This is a genomic window from Nocardia sp. BMG111209 (genome assembly GCF_000381925.1).
In the GTDB taxonomy this organism is placed as follows: domain Bacteria; phylum Actinomycetota; class Actinomycetes; order Mycobacteriales; family Mycobacteriaceae; genus Nocardia.
Map to the genome: position 1 here is coordinate 504,424 of NZ_KB907307.1, position 13,391 is coordinate 517,814.

Below are 13,391 nucleotides of genomic sequence, written 5' to 3' on the forward strand. Positions count from 1 at the left end.
CGGGAGGTCCGCGTGACTCCTAGCGTGGCAAGGGTGGACATCGAAATCGCATTGCTCGAGGCGTGGATGCGCGACTACTACCACAAGGTCGACCACGACATCGGGAGCAGCGGGGTCCGGGACCTCACCATGGCGGAATTCCGGCAGTTGTGCGGATTCGAGATGTCCGAACTGGACTCGATGATCTTCCACGACAGCGAGAGCTACGGCGGCAGCGTGCTGCGCGGCGCGCTCGCCGATCGCTGGACCGGCGGCGACCGGGATCGCATGATGGTCACCCACGGTTCCAGCGAGGCGATCTACCTGGTGATGCAGCTCGCGCTGGCCCCGGGTGACGAGGTCATCGTGCCGACCCCGGCCTATCAGCAGTTGCACGACATCGCCGCCGCGGCCGGCGCGCGGATCACCCGGTGGCCGTTGCGGTCGCGCGACGGCTTCGCCGCCGACCTGGCCGAGCTGCGCCGGCTGGCCGCGTCGGGTCCGAAGATGATCGTGGTGAACTTCCCGCACAATCCGACCGGTATCTCGATCACCGCCGCCGAACAGCGGGAACTGGTCGAGATCGCGGCCGGGGCCGGGGCGATCCTGGTGTGGGACCACGCTTTCGGCGAACTGACCTACACCGCGGACCCGTTGCCGCTGCCGCTCTGGTACGACCGGTGCATCGCCTTCGGCACCTTCTCCAAGAGCTACGGCCTGGCCGGGCTGCGGGTGGGCTGGTGCGTGGCGCCGCCGGAACTGCTGGCGCGGATGGCGGTGCTGCGGGACTACATCGCGCTGTACGTCTCGCCGATCCTCGAATTCTTTGCCGCACAAGCGGTCCGGAACGCAGACCGCATCGTGGCACGGCAACGCGAACACGCGGTCGGCAATCTCCGGCTGCTGGGGGATTGGGCCGCGAGCGTGCCCGAACTGGTGCGGTTCACCCCGCCGGCCGGCGGGGTGGCCGCCTTCCTGGAGTTCCACGGTCAGCCGGATGTGGTCCGGTCCTGCCGGCGGCTGGCCGAGCAGCACCGGGTGCTGGTCGTCCCCGGCGCCTGTTTCGGCCCGGAATACCGGGACCACGCGCGGCTCGGCTTCGGCGGTACCGCCGCCGAACTGACCGCGGGACTCTCTCTGCTGGAACAAGTCCTGCGTGCGGACGCGGGGATGGTGGTGAACAGATGACCGACCTGCAAGGCCGTATCGCGGCCCTGTCCCCGCAACAGCGAGCCCTGCTCGAACAGCGCGTGGCCGAACTGGCCCGCACCCGCGGTCCGGCGCCGGAGGAACGGATCGCGCCGCGCGATCCCGGCGAGCCCGCGCCGCTGGCCTTCCAGCAGGAGCGGGAGTGGGCCATCGCGCAGTTCCGGCCCGCCAACAACATTCCCGGCGCCTTCCGGGTCGACGGCGATCTCGATCCGGAGCTGTTCGGCCGGGTGCTCACCGAGGTCAGCGACCGGCACGAGGTGCTGCGCTCCACGGTCGAGTTGCGCGCCGACGGCACCCGGGTACAGGTGACCCATCCGCTGACCCCGGTGCCCGCGCCGGTCGTCGACCTGTCCGCGTGCACGCCGGCGCAGCAGCGCGCGGAGGTGTTGCAGCGCTGGACGATCGAGGTGTTGCAGCCGTTCGACCCGAAACAGCCGCAGCGGCTGCGCACCACGATCCTGCGGATGGGTGCGCGGGACCACGTCGTGCTGATCACCACCGACCACACCGCCGCCGACCTGGTGTCGATGGCCATCCTGGTGCGCGAGGTCGCGACGCTGTACGCGTTGCGCCGCAACGGATCCCGTGACGAACTGCCGCCGCTCGAGGTCCAGTACGCCGACTTCGCGGCCTGGCAGCGGGAATTCCACGCCAAGCGGGTCACCGAGGAGGTCGAGCACTGGCGCGGCATCCTCGACGGGGTGTCCGGTGTGCTGACCCTGCCGAGTGATCGGCCCTATCCGGCCCGGCCGATGTTCGCCGGCGCCGCGCACGTCGTGGACCTGTCGTCCGAATCCTCCACGGCGATACGCACATTCATCGAGCGCGAGAAGGCGTCGCCGGTCGTGGTGTTCCTGGCCGCGCTGTCGGTGCTGCTGTACCGATACCTCGGCCGCGCGGATCTGGTCATCGGCGAGATCGTCTCCGGCCGCAGCCGGGCCCAGCTGGAACCCCTGATCGGCTGCTTCGTCACCGCGCTGCCGCTGCGCGTGCAGGTGTCCGACGACATGACCCTGCGCGAGGTGGTGGCGGCGGCCCAGAACACCGTGCTCACCGCGTACGACCATCAGGATCTGCCGATCGAGCGCCTGATCGACGAGCTGAACCTGGGCCGGGAGGCGTCGCAGACCTCGCTGAGCCACATGTGGCTGGACGTGCGCACCCCGGAGAGCGAACTGGCGATCCCGGGCCTGCGGATCGCACCCGAGCCGATCGAGGTCACCATGTCGGCGGCGCCGCTGACCCTCGACGCCGATCCGAACCGGGACCGGATCCGGCTCCAGTGGGTCCACATGACCGAGATGTTCGACACGGAAACCGTTGTGGTGCTGGCGGATCAGTTCGAACGCGTACTGCGGCAGCTGGTCACCGACCCGCAGCGCACCGTCGGGGCCACCGAACTCGCGGTGGCGGCGCCGGCGGTGACAGTCGAAACTGCCGGTGACACACCGACATTCGTGGAGCTGTTCCAGCGCCGGGTGGCCGTGGCGCCGCACGCACCCGCGGTGATCCGGGACGGCGTCGCGACCGGTTATCTGGAGCTGAACGCCGAGGCGAACCGGCTGGCACATCGCTTGCGCGAGTACGGGGTCGGCGCGGAGACGCGGGTCGGCATCCTGGTGGGCCGCTCGGTGCGGCTGCCGATCGCGATCGTCGCCGTGCTGAAGGCCGGCGGCGTCTACGTGCCGCTGGATCCCGGCTATCCGCCGGAACGCATCGCCTACATGCTCGGCGACGCCGGCGCGCGGGTGCTGATCGCCGAGGACGAGCTCGCCGCCGCGCTCACCGAAGCCGGTGTGGCCCTGCCGGATACCGTGCTGCCACCGGCCGCACCGGAGCATTCCGCCGAGAACCTCACCGGCACACCGGATCCGGCGTGGGCCGCCTACGTCGTCTACACCTCCGGCTCGACCGGCCGGCCCAAGGGCACGGTGATCGAACATCGGTCGCTGGCCGTGTTCGCGCGCGACGCGGTGGACCGGCTCAGGCTCGGCTCCGGCGACCGGTTCCTGCAATTCGCCTCCGCCGGTTTCGACGTCCTCGTCGAGGAGCTGTTCCCGACCTGGCTGGCCGGCGGCGCCGTGGTCATCCCGGCGCAGCACATCATCAGCGGCGGTGTGGATCTCGCCGATCTGGTCGAGCGCGAGCGGCTGACCGTGATGGAACTGCCGACCGCGTACTGGCACGAATGGGTCCGCCAGCTCGACCGCGCCGAACGCGTTCTGCCGGAACATCTCCGGCTGGTGATCATCGGCGGCGAGCGGGTGCTGCCCGACCGGGTGACCGCGTGGCGGCGGCAGCGGGTGCCGCTGCTGCACGTGTACGGCCTGACCGAGACCACGGTCAGCTCCACCTTCTTCCGGCTCGATCCCGCCGATCCGGTGCACGACTGGCCGAATCTGCCGATCGGCACCCCGCTGCCCTCGGCCGATCTGCGCATCCTGGACAACCGGCTGCGGCCGGTACCGACCGGCGCCACCGGTGAGCTGTACATCGGCGGGGTCAGCCTGGCCCGCGGGTACGCCGGCCGGCCGGGGCTGACCGCGCACCGGTTCGTCGCCGACCCCGATCCGGCCCGTCCGGGCCGACGGCTGTACCGCACCGGCGATCTGGTGCGGCGGCGGCCCGACGGCAATCTGGAATTCCACGCGCGCGCGGACACCCAGATCAAGATCCGCGGATTCCGGGTCGAGCCGACCGAGATCGAGTCGACGCTCGGCCGGCATCCCGAGATCGCCGAATCCGTGGTGACCCTGTTCGAGCCGGCCCCCGGTGATCGGCGGCTGATCGCCTATGTGGTGGCGCGGCCCGGCGCCGCGCCGACCACCGCCGCGCTGCGCGGTCATCTGGAGCGCGAACTGCCGCCCTATATGGTCCCGGCGGCCTTCGTGCCGATGGACGCGTTGCCGCTGAACGCCAACGGCAAGGTGGATCGCGCGAAACTGCCACTGCCCGCGGAGATTCGGGTCGAGGCCGGGGAGGAGTACGTCGCACCGCGGACGCCGGTCGAACAGCAGCTGGCCGAGATCGTGGCGGCGGTGGTCGGGCTCGGCGAGGTCGGTGTCCACGACAACTTCTTCGAGATCGGCGGGGACTCCATCCTGGCGATCCAGGTGGTGGCGCGGGCCCAGGAGTCGAATCTGCGGCTGTCGCCGTACGACCTGTTCGAACGTCCGACGATCGCGGCGCTGGCGGAGGTCGCGAGCACGCAGCCGCTGATCGACGCGGATCAGGGTGATGTGACCGGGCCGGTGCCGCTGGCCCCGGTCCAGCGCGCGTTCTGCCTGGCCCGGCCGCAACGGCCGCAGCGCTGGAACACCGCGATGCTGCTGGAACTGCCGGACCCGGTCGAGCCCGGGACGGTCCGGGCGGCCGTGGAACGGCTGCTCGGTCACCACGACGGACTGCGGCAGCGGTTCCTGCTCGCCGGTGAGCGGACCCGGGTCCGGATCGCACAGCGCGGCGACCGGACTCCGTTCACGGCGCACGATCTGACCGAATTCGACGACGCTGCACAGGATTCGCGGATGGCCGAGCTGACCGAGGAACTGCGGTCCGATCTGGATCTCGCGGTCGGTCCGATGCTGCGCGTCGGGTTGTTCCGGCTCGGCCGGCGGCCCGACCGGTTGCTGCTGATCGTGCACCGGCTGGTCGCCGATTCGACCTCGCTGCGAATCCTGCGCGGCGATCTCGCCATGTTGCTGGCCGCCGGTGCGGACGCGGCGCTGCCGGCCAAGTCGACCTCCTGGCAGTCGTGGATCCGGCGGCTGGTCGCGCACACCGGTAGCGACGAGATCCAGGGGCAGCGCGCGTACTGGACGGAACTGGTCACCGCACCGGCGGGTGAACTGCCGCGGGACCTTCCCGCCGGGAATCGCGCCGCGGATACCGGTGGCACGGTGCGCGTGTCGGTGGCGGCCGGGCCGCTGCGGGCCGCGTGCGAGGCGCTCGCCGGTCGCGCCGACGAGCTGCTGCTGACCGCGCTGAGCCGCACCCTGTCCGGCTGGACCGGTGCGGACCGGCACCTCGTCGATATCGAAAACTACGAGCGCCCGACCATTTTCGAGGATGTCGATCTGGGGCGCACGATCGGCCTGCTGTCCTCGACGCATCCGGTCGCGCTGACCGGCACCCCGGATGCCCCGCCGGAGACGACGCTGAAGCAGGTCAAGGAGGCGCTGCGCGCGGTGCCGTCGGCGGGGATCGGCTGGCAGTTGCTGCGCCGGGACCGCGACGCCGTGCCGGCGCCGGTGATCGAGCTCGGGTTCGACTGGCTCGAGGAGACCGTCGTCGCGAAGGGCACTGCGGTGCCGCCGGTTCCGGACGAGTCCGGCATCTCGGTATACCGGCCGTATCCGATTGCAGTGCAGGCGATCTCGAGCGCGGACGAGCTGGTCGTGCACTGGTACTACGACGAGCGCCGCTTTCGCCGGGAGACCGTCGAGCGGCTCGCCGAGCGGCATCTCGCCGAACTGGGTGCGCTGATCGACCTGCGCGACGGCCCGGCCGCGGCCCGCACGCCGTCCGACTTCCCGCTGGCCCGGGTGGATCAGAGCCAGCTCGACAATCTGCTCGGCCGGTTCTAGGGGGATCGCTGTGGAGTTCAGCCTGTTCTTCTTCGCGGACAATGCGACCGGTAGCGACAACTACCGGCTGTTACTGGAGAGCGCGCGGTTCGCCGACGCGCACGGGTTGTCGGCGGTGTGGACCCCCGAACGGCATTTCCACGCCTTCGGCGGCCTCTATCCGAATCCGGCGGTCACCGGCGCCGCGGTGGCCGCGATCACCGATCGGATCGGTATCCGGGCCGGCAGTGTCGTTGCGCCGCTGCATCATCCGCTGCGGATCGCCGAGGAATGGTCGGTGGTGGACAATCTGTCCGGCGGCCGGGCCGGGCTGTCGTTCGCCTCGGGCTGGCACGCCGCCGATTTCGTGCTCCGGCCGGAGAACTATGCCGACCGCAAGGCGCTGACGGTCGAGACGGTCGACACCGTGCGGCGGCTGTGGCGCGGCGAGGAGGTCGAATTCACCGACGGCGCAGGGGAGATCAGGCCGACCCGGATCTTCCCGGCGCCGGTGCAGCCCGAACTGCCGGTGTGGCTCACCAGCGCCGGATCGCCGGAGACCTTCCGGGCCGCCGGTGGTCTCGGCGCCGGACTGCTCACCCATCTGCTGGGCCAGGATCCGGTGGCGCTGGCGGGCAACATCTCCGCCTACCGGCAGGCGCTGCCCGGCGGCGAGCCCGGACAGGTCGCGCTGATGCTGCACACCATGCTCGGCCCGGATCGCGATCGGATCCGCGACCAGGTCCGCGAACCGTTCGGCGACTACCTGCGCAGCTCCGCCGATCTGATCCTGCGCGCCGCGGCCACGCTGCTGCCGCCGGACGTCGACATCACCCGGCTGCCGGAACGCGATCGGGACTTCCTGATCCGGCACGCCTTCGAGCGGTACTTCAGCACCGCGGGCCTGTTCGGCACCGTCGAGGACGGGGTGGCGATCGTCGACGCGCTGCGCGCGATCGGGGTCGACGAGATCGCCTGCCTCATCGACTTCGGCGTGCCGCCCGCCGATGTCCTGGACTCGCTGAAATATCTGATCGAACTGCGCGACCGGGTTTCCTGACCGAGCGCGACCTCGTCCCGGGCCCGCGGCGACGCGGCTCGGGACACCGTCCTGCGGAGGCACTGTCCGGCCGACACGGCAGAAGGTCCCGTGAAAACGATTCGCGTGGAATCGGATTCACGGGACCGTCGGCCGATGCCGTGGTGCGGCAGCCGATGTCAGCCCACGTCCAGGCGACGCGGCCGGAAGACCACCTCGCTGGGCAGTGAGGCGAAGCCGCGCTGGTGCGGGGAGTGCACGCGGCGGGTGCCGGCCATGTCGATCTCGTACTCCGACACCACCGCCCCCATCTCCTCCAGCGCGATCCGCATCTCCAGCCGCGCGAGCGCGGAGCCGAGGCAGTGGTGCGGGCCGTGGCCGAAGCTGATCAGATCGGTGGTGTCGCGATCGATGTCGAACACCTCGGGATCGTCGAACACCCGCTCGTCGTGATTGCCGGAGGCGGGCAGGATCGCCACCCGCGCACCGGGTTTCAACTCGATGCCGTGCAGTACGGTCGCGGTGGTGACCGAACGTGCCGTCATCTGGCTGGCCGAGTCGTAGCGCAGGGTCTCCTGCGTCCAGTCGCCGGCGCGGCCGTCGAGGCCGGCTCGCTGCACCTGCGGCAGCCGCGCGCCGTGGTACCAGGCGTTGCCGATGGTCTTGCCGGTGGACTCGTTGCCGGCGCTGATCACCAGGAACAGGAACGCCACGATCTGGGTGTCGGTGTGCTTGACGCCGTCCACCTCCGCTTGCAGCATCAGCGAGGTCAGGTCGGTACCGGGCCGGCGGCGCAGATCCCGCACCAGGCCGACGAAGTAGTCGGCCAGGCGCAGCGCGGCGGCCACGGCGTTCGGGCCGCGTTCCTCCGAGCCGTCCTCGCGCTGGTTCAGCTGATCGGTGTCGGCGCGGATCTGATCCCAGTCCTCCGCCGGTACGCCGAGCATCTCGCACACCACGTCGTTGGGCAGGCCCGCGGCGTAGTCGGCGGCGAAGTCGAACCGGTTCTGGCCACGCAGCGGCTCCAGCCGGTCGCGGGCCAGTTCCCGGATCCGCTGCTCGAGCCTCGCCACCTTCCGCGGCCCGAACGCCGCGCCGACCGGCCCGCGGTACACGGTGTGATCGGGTGGGTCCATGGCCAGGAAGAAGCTCGTCTTCACCGCGTGCGGGCCCCAGAGCTCCTGCTCCAGCGAGATGCCGTTGGTGTTCGAGAACAGCTTCGGATTACGCAGTGCCGCAACGATATCGGAATGCCGGGACAGTGCGTAGAAATCGCGCCGCTCGTTGTAGTACAACGGCGCGTGCGCGCGCATCCAGGCGTAGGTGGGATACGGATCCTCGTGGATGCGGTAGTCGAACGGGTCGTATCCGCGCGCCGCCACCTCGTCGTCGAAGACGCCGGTCGCCGCATCGCCGTCGGGGACGACGGGTGTGCCCATGGGATTCTCCGGAGGACTCAGGCGACCACACGCAGGTCGCGATACGACGCGGCCAGCGCTGCGGCCCCGGCCTCGACCACGTCGAAGGGCCGGGCCAGCGACAGCCGGATGAACCGCAGGCCCTCTTCGGGAGCGGCCCAGTGGAACGGTGCGCACGGCAGGACGTGCACGCCACGGATCAGGATGTCCTTGTACAGCAGCGACGAGTCGGGGCCGTCCTCGGGCAGCGCGACGCGGGCCACGCTGATCTCCGAACGCGGGTCGGCCAGCCGCAGCCCGACCGGTTCGATCGCCTCCCGGACCGTTGTCCGGTTGCGCTCCACCAGGTCTCGGGCCCGCTCGTAGCCGCCGGCGATCCAGTCGGCGGCCAGCGCGGTGACCAGCTGCAGCACGACCGGCGAAGCGGCGAGCAGGGATTCGGAGAAGGCCCGCTCGATCGGCAGCCGGTTGCGCTCGCTGTAGGCCAGCATCCCGATCTTGAGTTCGTGCACCGGCCACAGCTTTCCGGTGTCCTCGATCGTGATCCACTCCGCGCCTGCGGCATCGAGGATCGCGTAGGTGTCGTACTGGGCCGCGCGGACCTGGCCGCGGAAGCTGGCGTCGATGATGACGATCTGCCCGTGCCGGGCTGCGTGCTCGGCCAGCGACCGCAGATGCGCCTCGGGAGTGATCAGGCCGGTCGGGTTGTTCGGATGGGTCACCACGATCGCGCGCACCGGCGGCAGCGGCCAATCCTGCTGCAGCAGTTGATCTTCCGACATCGGCTGCAACACCAGGCCCCGGGTGGTGAACAGGTCCGCGATGTTGTCGAAGGTCGGGTGCAGGATCGCGATCCGCGCGCCGTGCGGCAGCGCGCGCGCCACGATGTCGGTGGCCAGGGTCGAGGAGTAGCAGCTCAGGATGCGGCCGGTGCCGACCGGCGCGCTGTGCTGGCCGATCGCGGTGAGGAAGGCGCCGTGCGCTTCTCGCTCGATGTCCCGGAAGGGACGGCGCGTCGCCGCGGCGAACATGCCGGGAAGGTTCGCGACGATGTCGGCCTGTTCGGCGGAGAGGCCGAGTCTGGCATGTCCGTCGGTGAGATTGAGGCCCGCGCCCGGATCGGTCAGCGCGTCGACCTCCATGATGGTCAGATTGGGAAGTTCGGTCATGAGAACACGTCCCTCGTACGTTGCCTGCCTACAGCTGGGCGGCCCGGTGGCGGGCATGTCGAACCCGCCTGCCTGGAACGTTAGGCGGACCCCCGGCCAGGCACTTGTCCCTTCTATCGGGGACCGATGCAGGTGTGCCCCGCGCTCGTATGCTCCGGATGTTCCCGGGTGAAAGGAGCGAGAGCGTGCATCATCTGGCACTGACACCGGACGACAACGAGGCGGTGCTCGCGGTCGTCGCCGAGCCGGCCGCCGCCTACGCGCGGATCGAGGATCCCGAATTGATCAGGCGGGCACCGGTATTGGCCCGCACGCTGCCGGAGCACATCCTGGAGTTCCTGGAGCGGTTCCGGGTCGACGAACCCTCGGCGCTGTGCCTGATCTCCGGTCTGGACATCGATCAGCAGCGGCTGGGACCGACCCCGCGGCACTGGCACGAGGTCGGCGAGCGGCGCTCGCCGTCCTTCCCGCAGGAGATCTTCTTCCTGCTGTGCGCGTCGGTGCTCGGCGACGTGTTCGGCTGGTCGACCCAGCAGGCCGGTCGCATCATGCACGACGTGCTGCCGATCGAGGGGCACGAGAACTACGAAATCGGTTCCAACAGTTTGCAACACCTGTCCTGGCACACCGAGGATTCGTTCCATCCGTGCCGCGGCGACTACGTGGCGCTGATGTGCCTGAAGAATCCCGACGCGGTGGCGACCACGGTGTGTGACGCCGCGGATCTGGACTGGTCGGCGCTGGACACGGAGGCGCTGTTCGAGCCGGAATTCACGCAGATGCCGGACAATTCGCATCTGCCGTCGATGGACGGTCCCACCGGGGACGCCACCGTGGACCGGCTGCGGACGCGCAGCTTCGACCTGATCCGCTCCTGGAACGACCGGCCGATCAAGCGGCCGATCCTGTCCGGCGCGCGCGACGACCCGTACATGGCGCTGGACCCGTACCACATGAAGCTGGACGGCTGGCCCGAGCGGTCGTTGCGGGCGTTCGAGGCGTTGTGCGAGCAGATCGAGGTGAATCTGCGCAACGTGAGCCTGCGGCCGGGTGACACGGTCTTCATCGACAACTTCCGGGCGGTCCACGGCCGCAGGTCGTTCCGGCCCCGCTACGACGGCTCCGACCGATGGCTCAAGCGCCTCAACGTGACTCGCAATCTGCGCGGGTCGCGCGGGTGGCGGCGGACCCCCGACGACCGCGTCATCTACTGACTGTCCTGTGAATCGGGGAGGCGCGGACGGCCCCGCGCGCGGCCATCATGAAGCCGACGGCCCCGGACCGAGAGGAGCGATCATGAGCACGGTCGACACCGAGCCCGCGGTACTGCCGCACGGGGTGCGCACATTCACGATCCTCTCGATCGGGCAGTTCGCCGCGATCTGCGGGGTCACGCTGCTGAACTTCGCGGCGGCCTTCTCGGTCTACCGGACGTATTCCATTCTGGTACTGGGGATCATCTACGCGATGCCGTTCGTGATCCTGGTGCTGGCCTCGCCGCTCACCGGTGCGCTGGTGGACCGCTGGGGGACCCGGCGCGCACTGCTGGTCAGCAACGCCGGCGGCCTGGCGCTGGTGGCGACGCTGGTGCTGCTGCCGATCGAGCACACCGTCCCGGCCTGGCACGGGCTGATCATCATCGTCAGTGTGCCACTGCTGAAGGCGCTGCTGCTGCCGGCGTACGAGGCGTCCGTGCCGTTCCTGGTGCCCAAGCGACATATCGGCCGCGCCAACGGAATGCGGATGTTCATGAACGGATTCGGCGCCGCGCTGGGCCCGATCGCCGCCGGACCGGCGCTGGACGCCGTCGGGATGACCGGCGTCGGCCTGATCGCGGCGGCGACGGTCGGTCTCGGCCTGGCCACCGTCTGGTTCGCGACGATTCCCGCTGCCCCGCAACCGGATTCGACCGGGACCGGCCCGGCGGCGTGGTTCGCCGAATTCCGGGTCGCGTGGGATCGGGTGCGGGCTCGCGGCGGACTGGTCGACCTGCTGATGTTCTTCGCCGTGGTGAGTTTCGGCATCGGCTTCGTCGAGGTCCTGCTGCCGCGCCTGGTCGACGGCTTCGGCACCGCCGCCGAACTGCGGGCCGTTCTGCTCGTCGCGACCGCCGGAATGCTCATCAGCGGTGTGGCCGTGACGATCTGGGGCGGGCCGCGCCGCCGGGTCCGCGGCCTGCTCGAGTTCTCGCTGCTGCTGGCGGCGGCGATGATCGTCGGCTCGCTGCGGCCGAACGTCGCCCTGATCGCGGTGGCCGCCTTCGTCTTCCTGTCCTGCACCTCGGTGATCCTCGGCAACGTGCAGACCCTGCTCAACGTGAAGGTGGAACCGGAATTCCAGGGCCGGGTGATGGGCCTGAAGAACGCCGTCTACGGCGTCGCGCTGATGGCCGGTAACACCCTGGCCGGCTTCGGCGGCGGCGTGTTCGATCCGCTGGTCGGTCACGACCGGGTGGACTCCGGCGCGCTGACGCTGTTCATCGGCGGCGGCCCGGCCCGGGGTTTCGCACTGGTCCTGATGGTGACCGGAATTCTGGTCGCGCTCTTCGTGATCGCCGCCTACCGCTCCCGGCGCCTGCGCACGCTGGAGGCGGATCTCCCGGACGTGACACCCGAGGACCTCGCCGCGCGGCCCGAGCGCTGAGGAGTCCGCCGTGACGCAACCACCGAACGGTTTCCGCGCCTTCGTGATCCTGTGGTGCGGACAGTTCCTGTCGCTGATCGGATCCGGGCTGTCCGGCTTCGCGCTGGGGGTGTACGTCTACCAGATCACCGGCTCCGCAACGACTCTCGGCCTGATCTTCGCGCTGGCCGCACTCCCGTTCCTGCTGGCCTCACCGTTCGCCGGTGCGCTGGTCGATCGCTGGGGGGCCGGACGCGCACTGCTGCTGGGGAATTCGGGCGCCCTGCTGGTGATGCTGACGCTGGCCGCGCTGCTGCACACCGGCGCGTTCGCGCCGTGGCAGATGATCGTCATCGTCGCCGCACTGTCGATGGTGTCCGCACTGACCGCCCCCGCCTTCGACGCGGCCGTCCCGCTGCTGGTCCCGAAGGACCGGATCGGCCGCGCCAACGGAATGCGCCTGGTGGCCCTGGCGACCAGTCAGGGCCTGGGTCCGGTGATCGCCGGATTCCTGTTGCTGGCCATCGGCATCGACGGCATCGTGCTGATCGACTGCGTGTCGTTCGGCTGCGGCATCCTGTCCCTGCTGTTCGTGACGATCCCCCGGGTCCGGCCGCAGGACGCCACGACCGCCGTCGGCTTGTCCACGCTCCTGGCGGATTTCCGCGCGGCCTGGCGGTACATCGCGGCCCGCCGCGGGCTGGTGGCACTGCTCGTCTTCATGGCGGCCCTGGAATTCTGCGCGGGCTTCGTCGATCTGTTGATCAACCCGCTCGTCCTCGCCTTCGCCTCCGCCGGAGCCCTCGGCGCCGTCCTGTCGATCGGCGGCGCCGGCATGATCGCCGCCAGCGTCGCGATGACCGTGTGGAACGGCCCGCGCCGCCGGATCCGGGCCCTGCTCGGATTCTCGATGCTGCTCGCGGCGGCAACCGTTCTCGGCTCGCTGCGGCCGAGCCTGCCCCTGGTCGCGCTCGCCGCCGTGAGCTTCCTCGGCGGCCTCGCCGTCGTCATCGCCTGCAACCGCGCCATCTGGCAGACGAAGGTGGAACCGCAGCTCCTCGGCCGTGCGATGGCGCTACAGGGCATGGTGGCGTCGGTCCCGCAACTGATCGCCTTCGCGCTGGCGGGCTGGATCTCCGGGCACGTGTTCCTGCCGCTGGCCGGCCGGCAGCAGGTCCGCGCACCCCTGCTACCGGTCCTGGTCGGCCACGGCCCCGATCGCGGATATGCCCTGCTGCTCATGACGATCGGCATCCTGCTCGCCGTCTGCGTCACCGCCGCCTGGCAATACCCGCGACTGCGGCACCTCGAGGACGAACTACCCGACGTCACCACCGCGGATCTCGCCGATTCGGCGTCGACGTAGGTCCGAGCCGGACGTCGATTC

Annotated in this window: 8 protein-coding genes; 6 read left to right on the forward strand and 2 right to left on the reverse strand. The window is 70.1% G+C overall.

Features of this window, described 5'->3' with window-relative positions:
• Positions 1–33 precede the first annotated feature (33 nt).
• The 3 genes from vioD to G361_RS0102110 are packed head-to-tail and all read left to right on the forward strand — an operon-like array spanning position 34 to position 6,816.
• The gene (gene vioD, locus G361_RS0102100; protein ID WP_026342601.1) at positions 34–1,167 is read left to right on the forward strand and encodes a capreomycidine synthase; all 1,134 of its coding nucleotides are present in this window, start codon (positions 34–36) and stop codon (positions 1,165–1,167) included.
• Positions 1,164–5,777, forward strand: a complete 4,614-nt coding sequence (locus G361_RS0102105; protein ID WP_019925394.1) for a non-ribosomal peptide synthetase — start codon at positions 1,164–1,166, stop codon at positions 5,775–5,777. Before vioD ends, G361_RS0102105 begins: the two co-directional genes overlap by 4 nt.
• Positions 5,778–5,787: 10 nt before the next feature.
• On the forward strand, positions 5,788–6,816 hold the full coding sequence (locus G361_RS0102110; protein ID WP_019925395.1) for a MupA/Atu3671 family FMN-dependent luciferase-like monooxygenase: 1,029 nt from the start codon (positions 5,788–5,790) through the stop codon (positions 6,814–6,816).
• 158 nt (positions 6,817–6,974) lie between these two features.
• Here G361_RS0102110 and G361_RS0102115 read toward each other — a convergent pair whose 3' ends face one another.
• Together G361_RS0102115 and G361_RS0102120 are read right to left on the reverse strand one after the other, a co-directional pair.
• Complete coding sequence (locus G361_RS0102115) at positions 6,975–8,234, reverse strand: cytochrome P450 (protein WP_019925396.1); 1,260 nt, start codon at positions 8,232–8,234, stop codon at positions 6,975–6,977.
• A gap of 17 nt (positions 8,235–8,251) precedes the next feature.
• Entirely contained in the window at positions 8,252–9,382 is a 1,131-nt protein-coding gene (locus tag G361_RS0102120) for an aminotransferase class I/II-fold pyridoxal phosphate-dependent enzyme (RefSeq protein WP_019925397.1), read from the reverse strand.
• Positions 9,383–9,567: 185 nt separating this feature from the next.
• On the opposite strand from G361_RS0102120, the gene vioC reads away from it, so the two are divergent.
• From vioC to G361_RS0102135, 3 genes are all read left to right on the forward strand, one after another.
• On the forward strand, positions 9,568–10,596 hold the full coding sequence (vioC, locus tag G361_RS0102125) for an arginine beta-hydroxylase, Fe(II)/alpha-ketoglutarate-dependent (RefSeq protein ID WP_036494359.1): 1,029 nt from the start codon (positions 9,568–9,570) through the stop codon (positions 10,594–10,596).
• A gap of 82 nt (positions 10,597–10,678) precedes the next feature.
• Positions 10,679–12,025, forward strand: coding sequence for an MFS transporter (locus G361_RS41900; RefSeq protein ID WP_019925399.1), 1,347 nt, complete (start codon positions 10,679–10,681; stop codon positions 12,023–12,025).
• Between the two features lie 10 nt (positions 12,026–12,035).
• A complete protein-coding gene (locus G361_RS0102135) occupies positions 12,036–13,370 on the forward strand; it encodes an MFS transporter (protein ID WP_155981243.1) in 1,335 nt (444 codons plus the stop codon).
• The last annotated feature ends 21 nt before the right edge of the window (positions 13,371–13,391 follow it).